The 24,035-nt window shown below is 40.2% G+C and carries 22 protein-coding genes; all 22 read right to left on the reverse strand.

Annotated elements, in window-relative coordinates; translation table 11 throughout:
- Positions 1-25 precede the first annotated feature (25 nt).
- Positions 26-997 (reverse strand): electron transfer flavoprotein subunit alpha/FixB family protein, encoded by a 972-nt coding sequence (locus tag LDX58_RS15675; protein ID WP_227937760.1) that lies wholly within the window; start codon positions 995-997, stop codon positions 26-28.
- A gap of 14 nt (positions 998-1,011) precedes the next feature.
- Positions 1,012-1,782, reverse strand: coding sequence for an electron transfer flavoprotein subunit beta/FixA family protein (locus LDX58_RS15680; protein WP_227937761.1), 771 nt, complete (start codon positions 1,780-1,782; stop codon positions 1,012-1,014).
- A 227-nt stretch (positions 1,783-2,009) separates the two neighbouring features.
- Positions 2,010-2,738: an SDR family NAD(P)-dependent oxidoreductase gene (locus LDX58_RS15685; protein WP_227937762.1), complete on the reverse strand. Its 729-nt coding sequence runs from the start codon at positions 2,736-2,738 to the stop codon at positions 2,010-2,012.
- A gap of 159 nt (positions 2,739-2,897) precedes the next feature.
- Positions 2,898-4,319, reverse strand: a complete 1,422-nt coding sequence (locus LDX58_RS15690) for an FAD-binding protein (RefSeq protein ID WP_227937763.1) — start codon at positions 4,317-4,319, stop codon at positions 2,898-2,900.
- A 60-nt stretch (positions 4,320-4,379) separates the two neighbouring features.
- Positions 4,380-5,387: an electron transfer flavoprotein subunit alpha/FixB family protein gene (locus tag LDX58_RS15695; RefSeq protein WP_227937764.1), complete on the reverse strand. Its 1,008-nt coding sequence runs from the start codon at positions 5,385-5,387 to the stop codon at positions 4,380-4,382.
- A gap of 13 nt (positions 5,388-5,400) precedes the next feature.
- The gene (locus tag LDX58_RS15700; RefSeq protein WP_227937765.1) at positions 5,401-6,198 is read right to left on the reverse strand and encodes an electron transfer flavoprotein subunit beta/FixA family protein; all 798 of its coding nucleotides are present in this window, start codon (positions 6,196-6,198) and stop codon (positions 5,401-5,403) included.
- Positions 6,199-6,265: 67 nt separating this feature from the next.
- Positions 6,266-7,126: an aspartate/glutamate racemase family protein gene (locus LDX58_RS15705; protein WP_227937766.1), complete on the reverse strand. Its 861-nt coding sequence runs from the start codon at positions 7,124-7,126 to the stop codon at positions 6,266-6,268.
- Positions 7,127-7,205: 79 nt separating this feature from the next.
- Positions 7,206-8,588, reverse strand: a complete 1,383-nt coding sequence (locus tag LDX58_RS15710; protein ID WP_227937767.1) for an FAD-dependent oxidoreductase — start codon at positions 8,586-8,588, stop codon at positions 7,206-7,208.
- Between the two features lie 14 nt (positions 8,589-8,602).
- Complete coding sequence (locus tag LDX58_RS15715) at positions 8,603-9,031, reverse strand: GlcG/HbpS family heme-binding protein (RefSeq protein ID WP_227937768.1); 429 nt, start codon at positions 9,029-9,031, stop codon at positions 8,603-8,605.
- A gap of 18 nt (positions 9,032-9,049) precedes the next feature.
- Complete coding sequence (locus LDX58_RS15720; protein ID WP_227937769.1) at positions 9,050-9,931, reverse strand: isocitrate lyase/PEP mutase family protein; 882 nt, start codon at positions 9,929-9,931, stop codon at positions 9,050-9,052.
- 34 nt (positions 9,932-9,965) lie between these two features.
- A complete protein-coding gene (locus tag LDX58_RS15725; RefSeq protein ID WP_227937770.1) occupies positions 9,966-10,835 on the reverse strand; it encodes an FAD synthetase family protein in 870 nt (289 codons plus the stop codon).
- Between the two features lie 52 nt (positions 10,836-10,887).
- Positions 10,888-11,844: a VOC family protein gene (locus tag LDX58_RS15730; protein WP_227937771.1), complete on the reverse strand. Its 957-nt coding sequence runs from the start codon at positions 11,842-11,844 to the stop codon at positions 10,888-10,890.
- A gap of 51 nt (positions 11,845-11,895) precedes the next feature.
- Positions 11,896-13,092 carry an acyl-CoA dehydrogenase family protein gene (locus LDX58_RS15735; RefSeq protein ID WP_227937772.1) on the reverse strand — a complete coding sequence of 399 codons (1,197 nt, stop codon included), beginning with the start codon at positions 13,090-13,092 and terminating at the stop codon, positions 11,896-11,898.
- A gap of 196 nt (positions 13,093-13,288) precedes the next feature.
- Positions 13,289-14,482, reverse strand: a complete 1,194-nt coding sequence (locus LDX58_RS15740; RefSeq protein WP_227937773.1) for an acyl-CoA dehydrogenase family protein — start codon at positions 14,480-14,482, stop codon at positions 13,289-13,291.
- Positions 14,483-14,841: 359 nt separating this feature from the next.
- Positions 14,842-16,116, reverse strand: a complete 1,275-nt coding sequence (locus tag LDX58_RS15745) for a TRAP transporter large permease (protein WP_227937774.1) — start codon at positions 16,114-16,116, stop codon at positions 14,842-14,844.
- A 19-nt stretch (positions 16,117-16,135) separates the two neighbouring features.
- Positions 16,136-16,606 (reverse strand): TRAP transporter small permease, encoded by a 471-nt coding sequence (locus tag LDX58_RS15750; protein ID WP_227937775.1) that lies wholly within the window; start codon positions 16,604-16,606, stop codon positions 16,136-16,138.
- A 148-nt stretch (positions 16,607-16,754) separates the two neighbouring features.
- Positions 16,755-17,633 (reverse strand): fumarylacetoacetate hydrolase family protein, encoded by an 879-nt coding sequence (locus LDX58_RS15755; RefSeq protein ID WP_227937776.1) that lies wholly within the window; start codon positions 17,631-17,633, stop codon positions 16,755-16,757.
- A gap of 29 nt (positions 17,634-17,662) precedes the next feature.
- Positions 17,663-18,670 carry a TRAP transporter substrate-binding protein gene (locus LDX58_RS15760; RefSeq protein ID WP_227937777.1) on the reverse strand — a complete coding sequence of 336 codons (1,008 nt, stop codon included), beginning with the start codon at positions 18,668-18,670 and terminating at the stop codon, positions 17,663-17,665.
- Positions 18,671-18,692: 22 nt separating this feature from the next.
- Positions 18,693-20,213: an FAD-dependent tricarballylate dehydrogenase TcuA gene (gene tcuA, locus LDX58_RS15765; protein WP_227937778.1), complete on the reverse strand. Its 1,521-nt coding sequence runs from the start codon at positions 20,211-20,213 to the stop codon at positions 18,693-18,695.
- 386 nt (positions 20,214-20,599) lie between these two features.
- The gene (locus LDX58_RS15770) at positions 20,600-21,553 is read right to left on the reverse strand and encodes a VOC family protein (protein WP_227937779.1); all 954 of its coding nucleotides are present in this window, start codon (positions 21,551-21,553) and stop codon (positions 20,600-20,602) included.
- Between the two features lie 24 nt (positions 21,554-21,577).
- The gene (locus tag LDX58_RS15775; RefSeq protein WP_227937780.1) at positions 21,578-22,417 is read right to left on the reverse strand and encodes an alpha/beta fold hydrolase; all 840 of its coding nucleotides are present in this window, start codon (positions 22,415-22,417) and stop codon (positions 21,578-21,580) included.
- Positions 22,418-22,756: 339 nt separating this feature from the next.
- On the reverse strand, positions 22,757-23,992 hold the full coding sequence (locus LDX58_RS15780; protein ID WP_227937781.1) for a multidrug effflux MFS transporter: 1,236 nt from the start codon (positions 23,990-23,992) through the stop codon (positions 22,757-22,759).
- Between the last annotated feature and the right edge of the window lie 43 nt (positions 23,993-24,035).

Here is a 24,035-nt window from a genome sequence, read left to right on the forward strand (position 1 = left end):
ACATGGGGAAAGTTGGAAACTTATTTTACTGATTTACAACTACTTTCAACTCTTCTGTTAAGATCGGTAATACTTCAAATAAATCACCAACAATACCGTAATCAGCTACCTCAAAAATAGGCGCTTCGGGGTCTTTGTTAATTGCAACAATGACTTTCGAGTTAGACATTCCAGCTAAATGCTGAATTGCTCCCGAAATCCCCACGGCAAAGTAAAGATCTGGGGTAACGACTTTCCCGGTTTGTCCAATTTGAAGGGCGTAGTCGCAGTATTCCGCGTCACATGCACCACGAGATGCACCAACTGCCCCCCCTAAAACCTCAGCAAGTTTTTCTAACGGTTTGAAGCCTTCTTTATTTTTTACGCCACGACCACCTGCAACGATCACATTGGCTTCTGTTAAATCGACTTTCCCTGTCGCCTTACGAACAATATCTTTAACCTTTGTACGAAGGTCTTTAATCTCAGCTCTTATAATGCCAATGTCTCCTGCATTTGACTCATTTTTTTCAAGTGGTGGGATATTATTTGAACGTATTGTCACGAAAATCATACCTGCCATTTTTTTCTTTTCAAACGCTTTACCCGAATGAATCGGACGGGTAAACAGAACGTCACCACTGTCGTCTGCTTCAATTTTTACAACGTCAGAGATTAGTCCTATACTTAGTTTTGCTGCAATTCGCGGCGATAAATCTTTCCCTAATGCAGTGTGTCCCATTACAACACCATTTGGTTGCTCCACATCCATTACTTGAAGTAACACTTGTTGGTACGCATCTGTTGTATATTCTGTCAAATCTCGATTTTCCACTTTCACAACTCGATCGGCTCCGTAATCAATTAATGCATTTGCTGCCTCTCCAACATTTTCACCAAAAACGGCTGCGACCACTTCCCCAGCCGTAATTAATTTTGCTGCTGCAATGGCCTCAAATGACACATTACGAAGTTCGCCATCACGTATTTCAGCTAATACCAATACTTTTTTTTCCATGTTGAACCCTCCAATTATATGACTTTCGCTTCCGACTTTAATAATGAAACAAGCTCTGTCACTTGTGTATTCACATCACCTTCAAGGATTTTACCCGCTTGCTTTTGTGGGGGTAGGAATATTTCTACCGTTTCTGTCTTCGCTACAACATGCTCTTCTTCTAAATCAAGATCATCTAATTCAAGGGTTTCTAATGGTTTTTTCTTCGCTTTCATAATCCCGGGTAGAGAAGGGTAACGCGGTTCATTCAAACCTTGTTGTGCCGTTACAAGAACAGGAAGAGATACCTCAATTGTTTCTTCGTCCCCTTCGACATCACGAACGATTGTCGCCATGTTGCCATTTATCGTCAGTTTTGTAATCGTAGTTACTTGTGGCATACCAAGTAATTCAGCAATACGAGGTCCAACTTGTCCTGACCCACCGTCAACAGCCACATTACCACTCAGGATAATATCAGCTTTTTGATCTTTTAAGTAGGTTGATATGATCGTAGCTGTAGAGAATTGGTCCATTTGCTCGACATCTTCACAATCAATAAGTACGGCTTTATCTGCACCCATTGCAAGAGCTGTCCGAAGTTCTTTTTCTGAATCTTGGGTCCCCGCTGTGACCACTGTTATCTCCCCACCATGCTCATCGCGAATAACGATTGCTTCTTCAATCGCATACTCATCATAAGGATTTATGATAAATTCTGCTCCGCTGTTATCGATTTGACCACCTTTGATTGAAATTTTTTCCTCTGTATCAAAAGTTCGCTTCATAATAACGAATATGTTCATATAACTCACTCCTTAAAGATCTTCATCTAGCAAACCCCATTTTAAATATCAATATCCCCCTATTTTGAAGCCTCTCAACACCTTAAGACACTGTTATTAAGGATTGATAATTATCATCTTAAGAAGCGAAGAACGGCTGTTAAGGTAAATAATTTGACAAGGGAGGAAGGGGGATATGTCTTTAATTTAATTAGAGTTATTGCGGCAGTAGCTTTATCAATTTAATTTTACTGATTAACTGGACGGCCATTGCCAAATGCTTCTATAGCAGTAGCAGTAACAGCAACTGATTTAGGCAAGCATAGATCAACAATGACATTTGCGATGTCTATAGGGTGTAACCAATTATCTTTGTTTACATCAGGGGCAAGGTCCTCCATCATTTTCGTATCAACAGGACCCGGGCATACTGCATTTACCCGAACTTTATATGGTTTCATCTCTTCACCTAATGCTTTTGTAAAACCAATAACTGCATATTTTGAGGTGGTATAGGCACTTCTATCTGGACCACCTTTTGTTCCCCAAATTGAAGAAAGATTGATGATTACACCATTTCTTTTCTCTATCATTTTCGGCACTACAGCTTGTGTACATAAATACACACCTCGAACATTGACATCCTGAATAAAGTCCCATTCCTTCACATCTGTTTCAACGAACGGTTTTAAACTCATAACACCAGCATTATTTACTAAAATATCAATAGACCCGAACTTTTCTTGCAATTCTTGGACTGCATTATTAACTTCCTCTTCTGAACGAACATCTCCATTTAGAGAGATCGCTTCACCACCAATTTCTTCTTGAATATATTTAGCAGTATCCTGACTTTCTGACGGGTTGTTCGAAAAAATCCCTACTTTGGCGCCTTGTTTCGCTAATAGAATACAAGTCTCTCTACCTATCCCTCTTCCACCTCCAGTTACCAATGCTACTTTGTCTTTTAATTCCAAAACGATCATCCTCTCAATAAAAATTATATTGGCTGATTCCAAATCAAAACAACTAGGAGGAACGTCGATATGAATTCATTCGTCCCCCAATTAAGCTGTGGGCACTGAGCGGAACCATTGTAGCTTCCCCGAGTATGCTTAAAGGACTTTTTCAGTGGCTTATACTTGCAGTTTTTCTAGATTGCTTACATAAGAAACGGCATGTTTACCTGCTCGGCGACCGTAAACTAGGCCACGCAAAACGGACGTTCCTCCTGGATATTTACCATAGTAAAGACCAGCTGTTTCACCAGCTGCGTACATACCTGGAATGGGATAATCATCTTGAGAAAGAACACGTCCGTTTGTATCCGTGGCTATGCCGCCATTTGTAAATACATTTGAACAGACAATTGGGTATGCGATAAATGGACCCTGGTCAATTGGAATTGCCCAGTTTGACTTTGGAGGTGTAATCCCAATAGCCTGTTTACCGTCTTTCTTATCAAAATGGAATTCACCAGGCTGGCAAGCAGCGTTGAACGATTCGACCGTTGCTACTAACTGATCAGCCGGTACCTCAATTTTAGCGGCTAATTCTTCAAGTGTATTAGCTTCAATTGCAGGCTTATCAGTTTCCAAGGCCTGCTCATAATTAGGGATATCAAACATTTTTTGATCACTTATCATATATGCAATATGGTCTGGAAGATCGTAAAAGATTTTACGTGCGACTGCTTCATACTGTTCATCGATTGTCGTTATTCCCTCATCTACAAAACGCTTACCATTTTTATCAACTAAAATGGCGTATGGATAGGTCATGACTGCAGCTTCTTCGCGCTTACTCCTAGGATCAACTGGTTCCGCATGGAAGGAATCAAACTGCCCGGCTCCTTTTGCCCCTATGTCCATTGCCAGTCGAATCGCCTCACCCTTATTAAATAATCCACCCTCGCATACCGTCCGGATTTTATGAGCGTCTCTGCCAATGTATTTTGACATCATTTCTTGATTTCCTTGGAATCCACCGGCAGCTATGATGACAGAACCCACATTTAGATGTAATGAAGATCCACCTTTCACTCGTACACTAATTCCATTCACCGCTCCATCTTCATCAAGCTTCATATCCCACACGGTAGCTTCATAAATAATTTCAACACCAAGAGCACTTGCCCGACGAGATAAAGTGTCAATGATGGCACGGCCACCACCAACAGGCAGCAAACGCGGCTTGGATGAGGTTAAGAACATGGTCGGCAAATAATCGAAATCGACCCCTTTTTCCTGTACCCACCTTAGCGTCTTACCTGCATTTGCTGCAAGTGTTTCAATGTATTTTTGGTCTGAATAGTTGTCAGAGAAAACCATCATATCTCGAACAAAATTATCTGCAACTTCATCAATATTCTTCATTCGCATGTAAGATGCTGTCCAACGTGAATTACCGCCCCTATGGTCAAAATCAGCACGCTCTAATAAGGCGATTTGAAGGTCTTTCCCTTCTTCTTTTGCTGTTTCCGCTGCAGACAATGCTGCAGCAGTCCCAGCAACACCACAACCAATTACGACAATGTCATAATCCAATTCTCTTTCCATTTTCATGTCCTCCTCGTAATCTAGTTTGATTAGACAAAAGTACAGTTAAGATGTAAGGAATCAACTGCAAGTATGACTTCTTTGGTCAGTTCCAAGTTTCTTTTTCAGCTCTTCTGTAAGGGTTGGAATGATCGTCTTATAATCTGCAACAACCCCGATATTTGCCCTTTTGAAAATAGGAGCTTCAGAATCATTATTGATTGCAATAACCGTTTTTGCATTTGTAATCCCAGAAAGATGCTGACTAGCACCAGAAATACCAACAGCAATGTATAAGTCTGGGGCTACGACTGCACCCGTCTGACCAACTTGTAAATTGGTTGGAACCCAACCTGCGTCACACGCAGCACGGGAGGCACCTACTACTCCGCCTAATACATCTGCTAAAGCCTGGAGGTCATTAAAGGCTTCTCGACCATCTATCCCTTTTCCGCCCGAAACAATGATTCTAGCATCCTCAAGTCGCATGCCCGAAAGACTTGATTCAATACTTTCTACTAGTTTTGTAACGATATTCTCTTCTGAAACTTTGTAATTGACTGGTATAATGCTACCCGTTCTTGTTTCATCAGGAACGGCTTGCTCAAAGCTCTTTGGTCTTATGCCAACAACCACCTTTCCTCGAGTAGCTGTATACTCTCCAAAAGCCTTGTTACCATAAATTGGGCGAATCCACCTCACCTGACCATCTTCATTCTTGGTATCAGTCACTTCTGTAATAGCAGAAGCATTAAGGCGTGTAGCCAGTCGACCAACAAGATCCTTGCCTTTTCTATCAAATGGAAGCATGAGAATATTGGCATCAAATTGTTGAAATGCAGCACATAAGGCATCTAAATACAATTCAACCTGATAGTCTACTAATAATGAATTTTCTATTGTATAAACTTTGCTCGCTCCACAGGCGATTGCTTCACGGGCACCCTGCTCCACTTCAGAACCAACTAGTACTGCTCCAACTTCTCCGCCGGTAGCCCTGACAAGACGACGGCTTAATGTTAATGCTTCACGAGCATTTGAACTAAGATTTCCTCCTAGCTGATTTGCATATACAAGTACATTGCTCATGTATATCTACCTCCTACAAAACCTTTAGTTCTACTAGTTTACCTGCCAAATCCCCCGCGAGCTCCGGTCCATCTTTCCCGGGCAGAACCTCACAAGCAACATCTCTACTAGAGACGAAGACCCTTTCCAGTTTTAGAGTAGGCTGACACCGCTCTACATCTAAATCGTCAATATCCTCAGTTTCCAATTCCCTTATTGGTTTACTCCTAGCAAGTCTTACATCCTTCACTTTAGGTAAGCGCGGAACATTTTTTTCAGAACTGATAATGGTAAAGACAGCAGGAGTTGGCACTTCCACTACTGCGTATCCATTTTCCGCCTCACATGAAGCCTTGATGTTTTTCCTCTCTGCCACCAATTCAGATACAAGAGTTACACTAGGAATTCCGAGTTCTTCGGCTATGACCGTTCCCACTAATCCTTCCTCAATATCGCTTGCTTGATATCCCGTTAAGACCAAATCTGCGCCACCAATCGATTTAATCGTTTGCGCTAAAATATATCCCACCGCCTGACCATCAAGATTTTCCCATTCTGCATCCCATACACGAACAGCATTATCGGCTGTAAAAGCAAGAGCTCGACGAAGAACATCCTCTGATTCCTCATCACCAAGGCAAAGCGCTGTCACCTTTGCACCTTCTATCTTGTCTCTTAGTTGAATAGCTGTTTCAAGTGCATTTTCTGCATAGGAATCCATCACCATATCAGAGCCATCCTTATCTGGTCGGTTCGTTTCGGGATCAATTTTAAAATATCGTGGTGGAATCTCTGGGTCCAAAACCTGTTTCAAACACACGACGATATGCATTTATCGCTCACCTCATAACTACACGTTTTTTATTATATTTTAAATTTTCAAAAAACTAATACTAGATTTAAGACACTGGTGAAGAGTTTTTTCTACCTCTAACAGGGAGTCCATTGTCATTTTCAGGATCTGGAACTGCCTCTAAATTATACAGTTCGCGAAGCCTTGCCACTGCTTCAGCTGGTGGTTTGGCATTGTAATATCCACGGCGGGTTATATAGACACCAGAGTTTTGACGTAGATCCACTAATGACTCACACATTTTAATTCCAGCTGCGAAAGAGTCAACCACAGGAACATCACCTATCCGGGAAATACCATGAGTAGCTAGAAAGACATTCATTGGACCTTCTCCTGGAACAATCACATCTGCACCTTCAGCAATCGCTTTTTCAGCGGCCTTCTTAAAAGAGGAAATGACAGGTTCAGGATCATTAAAGCCAGCCAGTACAGCGTCGAAGCCTACTTCCGTTTGGATGATAGGCCCTAACTTGCCTCCAAGACCATATCGCTCTGCATTTTGACGAAGTTCATCAGCTAGTGGAGCTAAGAAGTTGACTACACCGATACGATCTCCAAGCATGGAAGCCATGTGGAATGAAGCTTGACCGTATCCAACAACTGGAATATCCACAAGTGTCCTTGCCTCTAAAAGCCCCACATCCGGAATGGTTCCAATGAACATAGCGTCATATCCCGCAGCCTCAGCTATTAAAGCGCCACGGATAAATTGCTCCCTATGCAGGTTTTGTAAATAGGAATAGGTTATAAAATGTCCTGGATAATTGGTTGGATAGGTATCTTTTGACATCCCATGTAAAACAACTTCTACACCCGGGCGAGCCACACGGTCAACATGATTCATAACTGCATCCCTGTATGGTATAACCGATTCAATACTGGTCAAACTTTGATGCCAGATCTTCATATTTTTACCTCCTTTGGCCGATAACAATTGTTATTACTTACCATCTATTTAAAGGTCTCTAATCCCTCTTTTATTTATATTATTTCGCTGCTTCCGTTTCTGTCTTCAAAGCACCAAGAGCCGCTAACCGTCCAAAGACGGCACACTTGCCTAGTGAGGTTCCAGTCATATATCCCGCACCATGAAAACCACCAGTAATCTCACCAGCTGCGTATAGTCCAGGAATTGGTTCGCTATATGGATTAAGCACCTGTCCCCCTGAATTTACGGCCACACCAGCATAAGTCGCAAGCATCGCAACCGTGGACTCAAATGCATAAAATGGCGCTTTCTCAATCGGAGTTGGTTCGCCATAATTGTGTGTAAGCGACTTGCGACCAAATTCAACCTCTTCCCCATTTTGAATTCCTTTGTTATATCTAGAAATGGTTTCAGTCAACACTTCAATAGGTACGTCAATGCAGTCGGCTAGTTCATCCAATGTATCCACCTCATACAACAAACGACGACGCTTAAGTAATTCAAAATCATAAAGCGGATCATCATGGACCGCTTTTTCCATTACGGTTTGATCCCAGACCTGATAGGAAATTCCTTCAGGCTGCTCTAAAGAGGCATTCCCAAGTAACTTATAAGAGAGAGATTCATTGACAAAACGCTTTCCTAGCAGATTGACCATGATTGCTCCTTTATAAAAAGCCAACCCTTGCGATTTAACTGCACTATTTGCTGAAGGGTGAAAACCATATGTCCCACTTAAGTAAGGAAGATCAAGTACCCACGCCCCATGCTCCCATGCCATTTTTAAAGCATCACCTTGATTTCCTTCACTACCAATTCTTAGTGATCCATCAAGCTTGGGGGCAAACAGCTTAAGAAGCTCCTCGCTTTTAGCAAAACCCCCGGATGCTAGTAAAATCCCTTTTGTTGCAAGAACCGTATGACTTTCTCCGTCCGCCTCGTAGACAACACGATCGATTCGTCCTTCTTCGTTCTTTAGCAATCTCGACGCCCTGGCATTAAAAAAAATTTCTACATTTGAAAATTCCTTCACCCTTTTATACAGTGCCTGAATGCCTTGATGTGGGTCAATGGTATGGCCCCGGGGAACACTATGACCACTGACGGCTTGCAGGGTTCGAAATTCGACCCCAAGATTAATGAGCCAGTTATAGGTTTCTAATTGATGTTGACCATAGGTTTCAATTAAAGTTTTATCATTCATTCTTGCACCGACTTCAATCATGTCCTCCATAAGAGACTGAGTAGAGTCCGTAATGCCGGCCTCTACTTGCATATCCGTACCAGCAAAAGCCATATACCCTGAACTAAGTACGGTACTGCCTCCTAGTTCATCTTGTTTTTCAAGGAGCAGGACGTCAGCGCCCTGCTCACCTGCCTCAACGGCAGCACACATACCAGCTAGTCCTCCACCCAAAATAACCAAATCATAGGATTTCATCTAATAACACATCCTTACTCTAGGTTTTCTAACACTTTAAGACCAGCTTCACACACCTGCATGTCATGAGTATAATGGCCTCCACTGACTCCAATTCCACCAACAAGTTCCCCATTCACTTTGATAGGATAGCCCCCGCCAAAAATAACAAGTCTAGGCGTATGAACAATTCCATGCAACAATGGTGGATCATCCTTTAATCTGTCATACCATTCATGCGTTGCTCTGTTATAAGCGGCTGCAGAAAAGGCTTTATTTTGAGCAATATCTAGACTTAAGATAGGTGCACCATCCATCGCTTGAAAAGACTTTAAATTTCCTGGTTTATCAACGATCGCAATGCTAAATGGCATGCCAAGTTCTTTTGCCTTTACATGAGCTGCTTCTAAAATTTTGTTGGCCAGTTCTAAGCTAATATTTTTGGATTCTACATAGTTTTTCATTATAATTACCACCTTTTTTTATTTTAAATTTATGTTATATAAATACTCTTTTTCCCATTGTTTCACTTGATCTAGTTTAAAAAGTGACTGTCTTTCTTCCCATGTACAAATTAAATCCATTACATTTTCTTGGGAACCCTCTTCTTTAAGAACTTTTAACGATTCAGTAATTCCCTTAATAGCAGATCGTAGTGCTGTATTAGCGCAAAGCATAATCTTAAAGCCAATTTCTTCTGCCTCTAGTAAAGACATCAAAGGAGTTCTTCCCCCTTCTACGAGATTGATAATTTGGGGAATTCCTTTTAACGAATTTGTTATTTCCTTTAATTGGTCAATGGTCGTTGGCGCTTCAACAAAAATGATGTCAGCCCCCGCTTCTCTGTACGTATGTGCTCTTTCGATCGCATCTCCCATTCCATTTACTGCTAGGGCATCCGTACGTGCAATGACAGCCAATTTGTCATCTTGCCTTGTATCTAGTACTGCTTTGATTTTATTGACCATTTCTTCCTTTGAAATGACTTCTTTACCGCTAAAATGGCCGCATTTCTTTGGTGAAACTTGGTCTTCCATTTGAATGGCAGCCGCTCCAGCTCTTTCAAACTCGCGGACAGTTCGGATCACATTAATGGCGTTTCCAAATCCGGTATCCGCATCAACAACGATCGGTACAGACGTAACATCCGCCATTCTTGCAACAATATCAACGACTTCTTTTAAAGAAGTTAAACCGACGTCAGCCCACCCTATTTGTGCATTCGATATTCCTGCGCCAGTTGCATAAATCGCTTTGAAACCAGTTTCCTCTATTAATCTAGCTGACATTGCATCATAGGCTCCTGGTAAGATAAAGGAACCTGGTTCACGAAGTAACTCATGAAATTTCTCTGTTTTCGTCATCCTTGTAATCACCTTTTCTTTCTATATCAATCTTTTATCCGCTATGAACGGAGCGAACTAAATTCGCATAATTCCACCTATTTTCATAAAAGGGAGCAGCGTTTTTCTTACTTATCTGCCTATGCCAAGTAATCGTGAATCTCGCATTGTTATCAAGGTTTAGTTCTGATAATGGCCTAAGTGTAATAACCTCCTTCTTTTCTGAAATAATCACCTCTAAATCTTGCGATGGACATTCACCAGACATAGTAACCGCATACCTACCTGGGGCTGGCAACGTGTAATAAGGTCTTAAATTTAATGTCTCTCCATCATAAGAACATTCCACTTCATACGGTCGTCCTAGAAGATCATGTAGGTCATTTATATGCCCTTTTAACAATTTTTCACGAATACAGGTTGAACTAATTTTTTCTCCTAGGTGCTCGACTTTTGAAACCTTTGTTACTTCAAGAAGTCCCTTTGAATCACATTTGATGCGATCCATATTTCCTTCTCCTTTGAAGCCGTAAGTGTAATCAAACCCAGCTACTGCATGAACGACACCAAGATCGAGCAAATACTTTGAAACGAACTGTTCGGGGGACAGCCCTGAAAACTCTTTATCGAACTCTACAATAAAAAATGTGTCAACCCCAAGTGTTCGAAGCACCTTTTCTTTTTCAGAAAGCGGCATTAAGTAATTCACTTGCTTTTTCCCATTGGATAAAACGGTCTTCGGATGTGGAAAGAAACTCATGACCGATAGGGATAAATTCTGTTTCTTCCCAATCTCATAAGCGGTATCAATCACTTTTTGATGCCCCTTATGAAGACCATCAAAAAATCCCAATGCCATAATGCTCGGTTTTGCTTTATGCTGCCAGTAAGCCAGATTATCAGGGTTTAAATAAATCGTTTCCATGTAAATCCCCCATGTTCTAAACGTATTTTTACTCAAACTAAACGGTACTGGATTATTTTGCTTCTATTGTAATGTTATTTTGCGGCTTATCTTGGACAGAATCTCCCCAGTAGGTGTTCCCTAGAGCTCTTTCCTCCATCGTCCACTCGATTGGCTCCCAATCGGGTTCAAAGATTAAATAGCCACCACTAAATAATTCAACACGGCATCCACTACCTGGGTCCATCACGTACAAATACATGGCTTGCGAAATTCCATGTTTACCAGGACCGATAAAGTCAATTCCATTTTCTTTTAATATATCAGCTGCCCGCAGAATATCTTGCATATTATCAGACCAATAAGCAATGTGATGAAGTCTAGCCGGTGATGGTGCTTGTGGTTTTGCAAGAACTGCGACATCATGGACTAAGGCAGTAACACTCATCCAGCCAGCAACTGTGTTATCGTCATCATCTTTAAGAAATTCTCTCATTTTGAATCCCAATTGCTTCTCTAAAAACTCATAGGTTAATGATGCATCCGTTGATGTATGAATATTAACGTGGTCAAATCTTCTTGGTGAAACACCACGGTTCCATGATTTATAAGTTTGATTTTTCAATACGGACCGCCGTTTTTCTTCAACATGAGGTTTCTCAACATCATAGTAGATTTCAAAGGTATGCTGACTTGGAAGTTTAAAGCGAATAGCTCTTCCCTGTCCTGTTTCTGTACCAGCTTCTATCCACTTTACATTTGTTCCAACTTTTTCAAGCAATTGAGCAAATCCTTCGACATCTTCTCGGCGTTTTGTTCGGAGGCCAATATGATCAACATATCCACTTTCTCCAGCAGTTATAGAAAGACTATGGTGCTCAAAATCCCCCCATGCTCGTAAATAAATCGTATCTTGAACCTGCTCTGTTACTTCTAAACCAATTACATCGCGGAAAAACCAAAGCGATTTTTCAAGATCTGGAGTTACTAATGCTACATGCCCTAATTTAGCGATTTCAGGTAAAACCATTTTCATTTCCCCCACATAATTAATATTTGATTATGTTTCTAACGGTGTATGTTATATATTTTTTGTATTAGAATCCAAGCCACAAAGTGTCCGACCATAATTTTCCTTAGATGTAATTGGTGAAATGGTTCTGTGTGTATACAAAGCCATAAAGTCACGGGAAATTCGTTGAAGGGGATTTCCCTCCGCCACAATCACCGATCCGCTAGCAAGAATGACGATATCAATCGCTTCCTTACATGCTTGAACCGCATATCCAATGTTTGCTAATGCTTTTACTCTCTCTGATTTCTCCATATATTCTCCGCGTTCTGCCCATGAATCGAGGTTGTCAGCGACTTGATAAAAGTGCATGGCAGCGGTTTCAATTTGAAGTGATGCATCTGCTAGCTGATGATGTGTACTTGTTGCATCGCTTAAATCTTCAACTCCTAAATTGGCTGCTTTTCTGTAAGGTAATTTTTCTTGGAATATTTCTAACGCAGCTTGTGCCATTCCTAGTGCCGGAACACCGAGTGACATCGCAAGAGCTGGAAAGAGCGCTGTATTATACAATGGAATATTTCGTAAGTGATCGGATTGAAACTTTCCGTTAATAGCATCTGTAAACGATACAGCTCGGTGATTTGGAACAAAAACGTCTTTCATATATATGCTGTTACTTCCTGTTCCTCGTAGTCCCACTACATGCCAATCATCTGCAATCTCAACTTGATTCATTGGTACTGTAATTAAGCCTTGATCAATGACATTTCCATCTTGATCAACAAGCGGTATGCCAAAGTAACCCCAGCTTGCATGAAGAGACCCAGAACAGAATGGCCAAAAGCCCTCTTTAATCATGTAACCGCCTTCAACTTGTTGCACTTTAATTTTTCTTGGTTCGAATACACCTGCAAAAACAGCGTCTTCCTCCGAACTATAAATTTCTAGATGTGTTTTCTCCGAAAAAGATTCGGATATCATTAATTCCCTAATACAACAAAGTGCGTATACCCAACCAGTTGATCCACACCCTCGGGAAATTTCTGTCACACATTCCGTATAGGTTCTCATATTCGATTGAAAACCTCCAAATTGTTTAGAACGGAGAATGTGAAATAGCCCAGCATCTTTTAACTCCGTCATCGTTGCTTCAGGAATTTTCCGTAATTCTTCTGTTTCTTTTGCTCGTTCACGTAATTTCGGAACAAATGAGCAGGCTTTTTGAACAAGTTCCTTGTTCACGTCTGCGACGATACTTGTCATGATTACATCCCCACGCTTTCCTCAAGTGAACTTTTTTGTTTATCTCGAGCTCTATACTAATTTTAGAAAATTCCCTATTTTCTTTCTAGAGTAAAAACAATTCAAGTTTCAAAACCTTTTCACTACTTTTTATCGGTTTTTGTAATAGAAAGGACTAATTATCTTTTTTATTCAGATAAAACCTATTAAAAAAGCTTTAATACCTAACTGCATTAGATTCTAATCCAGATAAAACGCGTCCATAATTTTCTTTCGTAATCGTAGGAGAAAGCGATCTGTGGGAATACAACGTCATAAAATCACGGAAAATTCTTTGAAGGGGATGACCTTCATACACATATCCTGAACCACTGCCAAGCAACAAAAGGTCAAGTGCCTCTTTACACATCTGATTAGCATATCCTATATCCGCTAGTGCTTTTACCCTTGCCTTACGATCCATGTATTGCCCGCTTTCCGCCCAGTGATCAAGCTGCTCAGCAACGCGGTAATAATGCATGGAAGCGCTATCAATTTTTAATGAAGCATCAGCAATTAATGCATGGGTACTAGCCGCATCCTGAATGTATTCGACCCCAATATGAGCTGCTTTTCTATTTGGGAGTACTTCTTGAAAAAATTCAAGTGCGTGTTTCACCAATCCCAAACCAGGCAATCCTAGTGACAAAATTAGGGCTGGAAAAAGAGCGGTATTGTATAAAGGAATATCGCGAAGGTGCTTAGATTGAAAGTTCCCGTCCAATGCTTCCACAAACGACGTGCACCGATGATCTGGAATAAACACATTATTCATTTTAACACTGTTACTTCCTGTTCCCTTTAGTCCCATCGTATGCCAATCATCCATAATTTCCATCTCTTGAAATGGCAATGTCAGCAAGATTTGATCGACAAGCTTTCCTTCTTCATTAACTATTGGCAATCCAAAATAACCCCATGTTGCGTGCAGAGACCCCGAGCAAAACATCCAAAATCCTTCTTCAACGAGATATCCACCATCCACTTTACGAGCGATACATTTTCTTGGCTCATAAACTCCTGCAAAAAGAACATCCTCCTCATTTTCTCCAAAGATCTCTAAATGTGTTTTTTCTGAGAAGGATTCAGCCACCATTAGTTCACGGATCGCACAAAGAGCCAAAATCCACCCCGTTGAGCCACACCCCTTCGATATTTCAACAATTACATCTGTATACACTCTCATATTTATTTCAAGACCGCCGTACCTTTTTGGACGAAGCATTTTAAAAAGTTCTGTTTCTTTTAATTCCTTAATAGTCGCATCAGGAATTCGGCGAATTTCTTCTGTTTTTTTTGCCCTTTCACGTAACCTCGGAACAAGAGCTTTTGCTCTCTCAACAAATAAATCCATTTCTGCCACTTTTGTCATAAATACCTCTCCTCCTATAAATTAAAATGATTAACCTTATCTAAATATTAGAAAATTTGAAAACTAAATGTAAGGGTAAAAAAATCTCAATTTCTTAGAATTTTTAAACATTATTTATTAGTTTTTTTAAATACTCAAAAACAAGCACAGCTGATCCTTTTCGAATAAAGACTAAAAGAGCTTGTTTAAAAAGAAAAGACCGCCCTTTTTGAACCTTTAGTATCCTCTCTCCTAATGCGGCGTTGCAATGGCTTCACTCATTGCTTCGAGCTTGTTCAAAAAGAAACCCTATGAGATTTACCTAAGGTTTCCTTTGATTGGGTTCGTTTGTTAAAATTAAATCACACTATTAACCATCTTTATTTAAGCAAGTTTGCTATCCCAACGCTTAATTGAGGAACTAACAAAATGATAATAACGTCAACTATCAGTATAAAGATAAAAGGAAGAGTAGGTTTAATTAAAGACTCATACCTAATCTCACCAACTTTAGCAGCAACAAATAAATTTAAACCAACTGGAGGTGTGATTAGCCCAATAGACAGCGTAACGATCATTACTATACCAAAGTGAACAGGATCAATACCTAAAGTCGTCGTAACTGGAAGGAGAATTGGTGTTAAAATAATAATGGCTGACATCGGTTCCATAAACGTTCCTATAATAAGTAAGATAATAATAACAAGTGTCATAATCATAAATGGAGATAAACTTGTACCGTTGATATACTCCCCTAATGTGTGTGGAATTCTTTCTAGTGTTAGCCATAATCCAAAGAATGACGCTGAAGCAATAATGAGAGAAAGAACGGAAACTGTGATTACTGTACTAAGTAGAATTTCCTTCAATACGGAAAAGGTAATCTTTTTATAGATGAATTTTCCAACAACTAAACCATAAACAACGGCAATAACAGAGGCTTCAGTCGGGGTAAAGATCCCTCCATAAATCCCGCCAAGGATAATAACAGGCATAAGTAGTGCTAAAAGTGAATCTATTAAGCTTTGACCTACTTCTGATCCATTTGATTTTGCTGTTGTCTTATAGCCTTTAATGGAAGAATAAACATATGCAACTAACATCAAAGAAACCCCTACAAGGAGACCTGGGATAATCCCTCCTAAAAAGAGATCCCCTACAGAAACCCCACCAGTGACTGCAAATAAAACCATAGGAACGCTGGGAGGAATGATGATACCAGTCGTCCCCCCCGCCGCTTGGACAGCTGTTGCAAAATTTCGATCATAACCTGCTTTAACCATCGCTGGGATTAATAATCCTCCCACAGCTGCTGTTGTGGCTACTGATGATCCCGACAAGGCAGCAAAGAACATACAGGCAACAATCGAAACATGAGCGAGGCCACCTTTCATATGGCCAACTAAACTATTTGCAAACTTTACTAGCTTCTCAGATATCCCCCCATGCTCCATTATTTTCCCCGCTAAAATGAAAAATGGAGCCGCTAAAAGCGGAAAAGAATCCAAAGCATTAAACATCCTATTTGGCAATGTGGCGACTTCAAAACTCCCCGATAAAGAAACGACTAAAAACGTACCAAGGCCTAGTGCAACGGCAATTGGTACATTCAACAAAAATAATACAGCTAAAGTTAAAATAAGTGTGATAACCATGATCTCATCTCCATTGATTTCATTCTACCGTCTTGAAATAATTAAGGTTTAGATCAATGACATTAATAATTTGAAGTAGCCCACTAATTGGAATTGCTAGATATACTAAACCCATTGGAATCTTTAGACCTGGCGACGTTTGTGTCATAGATGAAGTGGCAAATTCAATTCCTGTTACAATAAGAATCACAAAAAAGAATATGCAAATACTGGTAACTATTAATTGGGTAACTTTTTTCGTTTTTTTCGAAAATGTGTCGACTAGCGCTTCGATACCAATATGCGCACCATATTGAAATGCAATTCCCCCACCTAAAAATACGACCCAAACCATCATGTAACGTGCCAATTCATTGGTCCATGAAAATGACGTGCTAAACAGGGCGCGAGAACATACTTGAAAGAACACTAAAAGAACCATTGCTAATAAAAGCGACATAGTAAAGGCTTCTGTCCATTTATTTAACGTACGTATAGCTTTACTCCACATAGTTAACCTCCATTTCGATAGCAAAGTCTCCTAGTAAATTATTATCTGTATGGTACGACCTCAATGATAAACTAGCCCCCCCCATCTCTTATTAGCTAGGAACTCCTAAATTAATGGGGGGAGTAGTGAGATGAGCTCTATATACGTATCATTCAAGATGGTTAATTAATTGCCCCAATCCATCTATCTCAATGGTTACCACGTCTCCGCTCTTTAACCAGATTTGCTTATCTTCAGGAAAACCGAGGACGACTCCCTCTGGTGTACCCGTCATGATAATATCACCTGGTTCAAGGGTCATATGTTTAGACAAATCCTCAATCAACGTTTCGCATGAAAAAATCATAGTTTCAGTATTGGAATCTTGGCGTTTTTCCCCATTTACAAACGTTCGAATATTAAGCGAATTGGGGTTCTCTATTTCATCAGTTGTTACTAAATAAGGACCAACAGGAGCGAACTGATCGCAATTCTTCCCAAGTAACCATTGGTGAGAACGGAATTGCAAGTCTCGTGCAGATACATCATTACCAATACAATAGCCAAATACATAATCAAGTGCTTGCTCTTTCATAACGTCTTTCGTCTGTTTTCCGATAACGATACATAGCTCCGCTTCATAATCTACTTTTTCCGAGTTACTTGGTATCTGGATTGTTTCACGATGTCCAGTAAGCGTATTCGCATATTTTCCAAAGACAATCGGTTCTGTCGGAAGCTCCATATTCGTCTCAGTAACATGAGGTCGATAATTAAGGCCGATACAGATAATTTTCCCAGGATTTTTTACACATGGGGCAAATTGCACTAGATGCTTTGGAATCGCAACTATACTACATCGTTCTTCATTTTCTAATAAAGTTGTTTTAAGTTTTTCAAGCAAAGTCTGGTCTGCAATGACACCGTCGGTTGATTTTGGAAACTCTATTCCAGTCATCTCCGAAAGAATTGATATAGGAACAATTCCGCCATTTACTTCAATTGCAAACTGTTCTGTTCCATCAACAATAATATTAGCTAGTTTCATTGTATTCCTCCAAAATAGTTTACTTCCGATCATTCTACATTTTTAATTCTTTCTACTAAATCTCCAAATCTACCTTCATGTTTTTCGTATACTGGCTGAACTGCTTCAACAAAAGCTTCTCGATCTACTTCACCCATTTCAATTACTTGGACTCCATTGTCTTTTATGATTTTTTTCGCGCTTTCTTCGTAATCTTTATAGACAACATCATGGTAGTAATTTATATTTTCGTTGACCACTTCCATTATATCTACCTGCATCTCTTCGCTTAGTGAGTTGAATTTATCCTTACTCATAAGCAATACCCCTGAGCGGTAATTGAGTGCTATTTCTGTGTAGTAATCGGTGACCTCATAGAGTTTTCCACCTGTCATAGCCACATTGACTGGGTCAGTACCGTCAACTACTCCTTGTTGTATCGATGAATATAATTCAGGAAACGGCATTGGAACAGGGTCTGCTCCCAATACAGTAAATGTATCCATAAAAATATCATTTTCAAGTGTTCGCATCTTTAATCCTTTTAAATCTTCTGGCATATGAATCTCTCTTTTATTATTTGCAAGATGTCCTTCACCATAATCGAAAAACCCTAATAATTGAAAACCTTCCTCAGCTGCTTGATTAACTAAATCTTCGCCCACCTCACCGCTCAACGTTTTATGAGCATGATCTAAATCACGGAAGAGAAACGGCAAATCTAATACAGCAATATCTGGTACAAAATTCGATAATGCTCCACCAGTTACAAAAGCCATATCAATTGAACCTGTTCGTAGTTGCTCAACCATTTCAACTTCTCCACCTAGTTGACTCGATGGGAAAACTTCAATGATAGCTTTACCATCCGTTTTATTCGATACATCTTCCGCTATTTTATCTGCAATGATGCCCCCTGGATCAGTAGTGGGTGCCGAATGACCGTAACGTAATGTCAGAGAGATACCACTAGAGACCGTTTCTTCATTTGAACTACCACAAGCGGCTAAGAGACTAATAATGAAAGTGGAGATACATATTAAAGTTAATTTTTTCATCATTCACCTCTTCTATATTTTTTTAATTTTCAGATAACGACGATCGCAAACTCTGTTCATCTTGACTTTTGACAAAATGAGCCGCATTTTCACCTGCAATTTTACCAAAGACTGATCCTGCCATTAAACCTGCCCCACCAGGGTAATTAAAGTAGAAAAGCCCACCAACAAGCTCACCTGCCGCATATAATCCCGGAATGGACTGTAACATTAAATCTTGAACTTCCGATTGATTGTTAATTCTCAACCCACCGAAAGTAAATGTAATACCGCAAGTGACAGCATATGCTTCAAACGGACCTTCATCAATCGTGTTGGCCCAATTCGATTTACGTACACTCAAGCCCTCTGTACAACGACCGTCTTTAATATTAGGGTTAAATGGGATGTCACTACGAATAGCTGCGTTGTATGCTTTTATTTCTTGTAAAAACGCATCAGCATCGACACCATCTAGCTTTTCTGCCAATTCTTCTAATGTGTTAGCTTTTACCTTTGTTACTTGCCTAAACTTATATTCTTCACGTAATAAATGAGAAACCTTCTGATCAAAAATTTGCCAAGCGAATTGATCAGGTTGTTCGAGGATTAATTTCCCATATTTAGCGTACGTGTAGTTGCGAAAGTCTGCTCCTTCGTCTACAAAACGCTTTCCTTCTGCATTGACCATAATCCCAAAAGGATAGCTGAGCTTTTGAAACCCTTCGGAAAAATCAGGTAAGTAGCGATCGCCGCCTACAGCATGAGCGCCTGACCAGTTTCCAAATGGCATCGCTCCGATATTTAATGCCATTTGAATTCCTTCTCCTGTGTTATAACGACTTCCACGTGCGTGAGCCAGGTCCCATTTCGTACCTAAATAGCGTGTACGCATTTCTTGGTTTGCATGAAACCCTCCAGACGCCAAAATGACGGACTTCGCACGGACTTCAGTTGTTTTACCTTCATGTTTAAAAATAACTCCTTGCATACCCTCATCATCATGTATAAGATCTGTTGCAATCGCATTGAATAACACTTTTACACCTAAGCGTTTAGCTTCTTCATGCAATGAATCTACTAAACCAGGACCTCCTCCTACTGTTTCAACGATCATCCCGCCCCAAAATTTAAACACTCCGTTTATTTTAAAAGCTTGACGACCATAAATAGGGATGAACCTCACCTTATGAGATTGTAGCCATTGCATCGTTTCAAAGCTTTTATTTGTCAAAAGTGAGGCCAATTCAGGGTCTGTTCGATAGTTGGTCACCCTACACATATCATCAAAAAATTCTTCCTCCGTGTATGTTCCAAAATCTGCAGAATCAATTTCTTCCGTTGTTAGGTCAGGCATTATTTGCTTAAGATCCTCAACACCGTTATAAGCAAAGCGAATCGATCCATGGGTAAATGTCGTATTTCCCCCTTTTTCAGTTTCAGGTGCTTTTTCAAGAACCATTACTTTGGTACCATTTTCCTGTGCCGAAATAGCAGCACACATCGCAGCATTTCCTGCTCCAACGATAACAACATCAGTTTCGTATACGAACCTATCACTCAAAGGTTTCTCCCCCTTTCCTACTTTCCATTCAAGGACAATGACGGTCTCATTCTTCTAGCAGACTCCATTTATCCTTACATCAATTATTTTTCCTAGAATAGCATCTGGTAAAAAAACCTCCTTTGAGACTTGAATTTTTTCTTCGTCTCAAAAGAGGGATCTTCTATAAAATAATTAATCTTTTAGAGCTTGTTCAAAAAGGGAAGACCGCCCTTTTTGAACCTTTAATATCCTCTTTCCTAATGCGGAGTTGCAATGGCTTCACTCACTGCGCGTCTATCCGAGAAAACCACTCGGATCGACTTAAAACATTGCAGTGGCTTCGCTCATTGCTTCGAGCTTGTTCAAAAAGGGAAGACCGCCCTTTTTGAACAAGCTCTTTTATATTAAGCGTCAATCGTCGGTCTATTCAATTCCTTATCCATTACTGAATCACCCCAGTAAGTATTCCCTATAGAATGGTCCTCTTCTGTCCATTCAACAGGTTCCCAATCCGGTTCGAAAATTAAGTAGGATCCACTAAACAATTCAACTCGACAGCCACTTCCTGGGTCGATTACATAAAGATAGAAGGCTTGAGAAATTCCGTGCTTACCAGGACCAATAAAGTTAATCCCCGCTTCTTTCAAGATATCTGCGGCTCTCAAAATATCTTGAGCATTATCAGACCAATAAGAAATATGGTGAAGTTGATTTGGTGTTTTTGCCTCCGGCCTAGAAATAACAGCAATGTCATGAACGAGAGGAGTCACACTCATCCAACCAGCTACCACATTTTCATCATTGTGTTTGACGTACTCACGAAGTTTAAATCCTAATTGTGTTCCCAAATAATCAATGATTTCGCCAACGTTCATAGATGTCGCAATATTGACGTGATCAAATCTTCTCGGCGATATACCACGATTCCATGACCTGTGTGATTGGTTCTTTAAAACGGAGCGTGTTTTTTCGTCTGCTTTTGGTTTTTCCATATCATAGTAAATTTCAAATGAGTGTTGGCTTGGTAGCTTAAATCGAATAGCTCGCCCTTGGCCTGCCTCTTCCCCGGCTTCAATCCATTTCACTTCTGTTCCAGCTTTTTCAAGTAGTTGTGCAAAACCCTCCACATCTTCTGGCCGTTTTGTTCTCCAAGCAATATGGTCAATATATCCTTTATTCCCCGCTGTTAATGAAAGGGTATGATGTTCAAAATCTCCCCACGCCCGTAAATAAACGGTCCCCTCTTTCTCTTCCGTGACTTCTAGTCCAATCACATCACGGAAAAACCAAAGCGATTTTTCAAGATCTGGTGTAACGAGTGCTACATGCCCTAATTTAGCAATCTCAGGTAAAAACATAACTTCCCCTCCTCCTCTTATGTTTTAAATAGTACTAGCAAAATAATTTTGAATGAGTTGATTAAAACTTTCGCGTTTCTCAATCTGTGTCCAATGCCCGCATTCTCCGTACACATGGAGTTGCGCTTTTGGTAAATGAGAAAGCAAATAGTAACTAGATTCAACTGAGCATACTCGGTCATCACGCCCATGTACAAGTAAGACTTCGTGCTCAATACGATTAAGTGCCGTTACTGGCACTGGAACGGCAGCCGTTGCAAAGATGGAATCATTAGAACGTTGGACTTCTGGTCGTATCGCCGTTTCAAAGCGGGATTCAGTAAGACCTTCAATCTCAGGTGCCATTGCTTCTGCATCGTATACAAACCAACCCATGATTTGCCGCAATTTTTTCTGAGAAGGATTGTCATAAAACCCTTTCGCACGTGCTAATTCAGGACTTAATTTTGTATTCGGTGTTCCTCCAGGTCCCATTAAAACAACTTTCTCAAATCGTTCAGGATGTTCAAGTAATAATTCCAAGGCAATGGAACAGCCTAATGAATTTCCGACCACATGGACTTTTTGATGACCAAGTTTATCAAGGAGTTCGATAACTTGGTTCACCCATAAGTCCATCCATCCTTGTCTGTTCTTTGGAAGTGTTTCCGGATGACTACTTTGCCCAAATCCAAAAAGATCTGGAGCTAGACAATCGTAGGTTTCACTACATGCTTGTAAAGCGTAACGCCAATTGGCTAAAGCAGTAACCCCCGGTCCTGAGCCGTGAAGGAATAAAATAACGTCGGCATTCCCTTCCCCTGCTTGATTTAAATACGTTTCAAAGTTTTCCGTTTTAATTGATCTTTGGTTAATGTTTGACATCTTTCTATCTCCTCTCTTTCATTAAATAAATCATCAATCCTAACAATAAGGAGGAATGATGTAACCCCTTACATTTTAAGTGTAAATTTTGTAATGAGGAAAAAGTCGATTAAATAAAGTCTTATTACTGAAATTTTAAATAATTACAGAGGCACTTTCTAGAGGAAAAAGCAGTTAAGTTTATTTTGTTTTCCACAAATTTTTATTGAATTTAGACTTCAAATATCTAAATCTATCTTCACAAGCACTTTCAAATTAAAATTGAAAAACATGATTGATTTATCTGCTTACATACAAAAAGTACCCCATCATAGGATACTTTGATTGGTTTTATTCTTATTACTGCCCTACCCCTGTCTGATGTTTAATAGACAAGGTGCTTTTCCGTATTATAACTAAATAAACAACCACTGCAGATACACTGCAAACTGCTACAACGATTCCAAGCGGAAGAGCTGTTTGTGTTCCGAACATTCCTACTAGTGGCGAAACCATTCCTCCAATTCCAAAAGAGATAACACCAAGAAAAGCAGAAGCACTCCCAGCATTACTGCTTTGGCCACTCATCGCCAATGACGTACAACTCGGACCAATAAAGCCGGCACTAGAAACAACTAGAAAAAAGGCGAATAATATAGATAAAAGTCCTGTTTCCATTAAAGTAAAGCTTAGCAATAGAATCCCGCCAGTAAACAAAGTAACTAGACCAATCGTTATAAAGCGGTTTTCCCCTATCCTACCTGCTAGTCTACCTGTAACTTGAGAGGCGACAACTAAGCCAATTGCATTGATCCCAAACATTACACTAAAGAGTTGTGGGCTCACTTGATAAATTTCCTGTAATACAAATGGTGATCCAGATATGTAGGCGAACATTGCGCCATATGACAGCCCCATTGCTAATGCATATCCTAAAAATAAGTGATCTCCTGCTAATTTCCGTAATGAAATGGCAGTCTGTTGAAAACCGCTAATTATTCGTTTCTCTTTTGGCAGAGTTTCGGGAAAGCGAAAAGCGATGGCAAGTAACATCATTGCCCCTAGACCAGAAAGGGTGATAAATATTCCGCGCCACGTTACAAACTGAAGAAGTGTTCCTCCTACAACAGGGGCAAGTATTGGTGCTATGCCCATAATAAGAACCAAAATTGAGAATATTTTTGTCATTTCAGAACCTGAATACAGATCACGAACACACGCCCTTGAAATGACAATTCCAGCTCCTCCAGTAAGCCCTTGAATAATACGAAGAAAGATGAATAGCTCAATTGACGGAGCCAATGCACAGAGAATAGATATAACGGTAAACAATGACAAAGATATCAACAAAAGCTTCCTCCGGCCATGTATGTCACTTAGCGGCCCAGCAATCACCTGCCCAAAAGCCAACCCTAAAAGGCCCGCTGTTAAACTAAGCTGCACGAGTGAAGCCGTCGTATCAAGGTCGCCTTTGATCATTGGAAATGCTGGTAAATACATATCGGTATTTAAGGGTCCAATTGCGGCTAAGCCCCCAAGTATTAAAATAATGATTAACCTATCTATTCTTTTGTCCAACCTCTTTTTCACCTCCATCTTCTAACTCCCTACAAACAAAAAAAGTTTAGGGTAATTTGTG

This window comes from Alkalihalobacillus deserti, from assembly GCF_020734105.1.
In the GTDB taxonomy this organism is placed as follows: domain Bacteria; phylum Bacillota; class Bacilli; order Bacillales; family Bacillaceae_D; genus Halalkalibacter; species Halalkalibacter deserti.

What these genes read in the sequence shown, in the direction of transcription:
- LDX58_RS15675 (WP_227937760.1), bottom strand. Translation starts at nt 997, where the DNA reads ATGGAAAAAAAAGTATTGGTATTAGCTGAAATACGTGATGGCGAACTT.
- LDX58_RS15680 (WP_227937761.1), bottom strand. Translation starts at nt 1,782, where the DNA reads ATGAACATATTCGTTATTATGAAGCGAACTTTTGATACAGAGGAAAAA.
- LDX58_RS15690 (WP_227937763.1), bottom strand. Translation starts at nt 4,319, where the DNA reads ATGGAAAGAGAATTGGATTATGACATTGTCGTAATTGGTTGTGGTGTT.
- LDX58_RS15695 (WP_227937764.1), bottom strand. Translation starts at nt 5,387, where the DNA reads ATGAGCAATGTACTTGTATATGCAAATCAGCTAGGAGGAAATCTTAGT.
- LDX58_RS15700 (WP_227937765.1), bottom strand. Translation starts at nt 6,198, where the DNA reads ATGCATATCGTCGTGTGTTTGAAACAGGTTTTGGACCCAGAGATTCCA.
- LDX58_RS15705 (WP_227937766.1), bottom strand. Translation starts at nt 7,126, where the DNA reads ATGAAGATCTGGCATCAAAGTTTGACCAGTATTGAATCGGTTATACCA.
- LDX58_RS15710 (WP_227937767.1), bottom strand. Translation starts at nt 8,588, where the DNA reads ATGAAATCCTATGATTTGGTTATTTTGGGTGGAGGACTAGCTGGTATG.
- LDX58_RS15715 (WP_227937768.1), bottom strand. Translation starts at nt 9,031, where the DNA reads ATGAAAAACTATGTAGAATCCAAAAATATTAGCTTAGAACTGGCCAAC.
- LDX58_RS15720 (WP_227937769.1), bottom strand. Translation starts at nt 9,931, where the DNA reads ATGACGAAAACAGAGAAATTTCATGAGTTACTTCGTGAACCAGGTTCC.
- LDX58_RS15725 (WP_227937770.1), bottom strand. Translation starts at nt 10,835, where the DNA reads ATGGAAACGATTTATTTAAACCCTGATAATCTGGCTTACTGGCAGCAT.
- LDX58_RS15730 (WP_227937771.1), bottom strand. Translation starts at nt 11,844, where the DNA reads ATGGTTTTACCTGAAATCGCTAAATTAGGGCATGTAGCATTAGTAACT.
- LDX58_RS15735 (WP_227937772.1), bottom strand. Translation starts at nt 13,092, where the DNA reads ATGACAAGTATCGTCGCAGACGTGAACAAGGAACTTGTTCAAAAAGCC.
- LDX58_RS15740 (WP_227937773.1), bottom strand. Translation starts at nt 14,482, where the DNA reads ATGACAAAAGTGGCAGAAATGGATTTATTTGTTGAGAGAGCAAAAGCT.
- LDX58_RS15745 (WP_227937774.1), bottom strand. Translation starts at nt 16,116, where the DNA reads ATGGTTATCACACTTATTTTAACTTTAGCTGTATTATTTTTGTTGAAT.
- LDX58_RS15750 (WP_227937775.1), bottom strand. Translation starts at nt 16,606, where the DNA reads ATGTGGAGTAAAGCTATACGTACGTTAAATAAATGGACAGAAGCCTTT.
- LDX58_RS15755 (WP_227937776.1), bottom strand. Translation starts at nt 17,633, where the DNA reads ATGAAACTAGCTAATATTATTGTTGATGGAACAGAACAGTTTGCAATT.
- LDX58_RS15760 (WP_227937777.1), bottom strand. Translation starts at nt 18,670, where the DNA reads ATGAAAAAATTAACTTTAATATGTATCTCCACTTTCATTATTAGTCTC.
- LDX58_RS15770 (WP_227937779.1), bottom strand. Translation starts at nt 21,553, where the DNA reads ATGTTTTTACCTGAGATTGCTAAATTAGGGCATGTAGCACTCGTTACA.
- LDX58_RS15775 (WP_227937780.1), bottom strand. Translation starts at nt 22,417, where the DNA reads ATGTCAAACATTAACCAAAGATCAATTAAAACGGAAAACTTTGAAACG.
- LDX58_RS15780 (WP_227937781.1), bottom strand. Translation starts at nt 23,992, where the DNA reads ATGGAGGTGAAAAAGAGGTTGGACAAAAGAATAGATAGGTTAATCATT.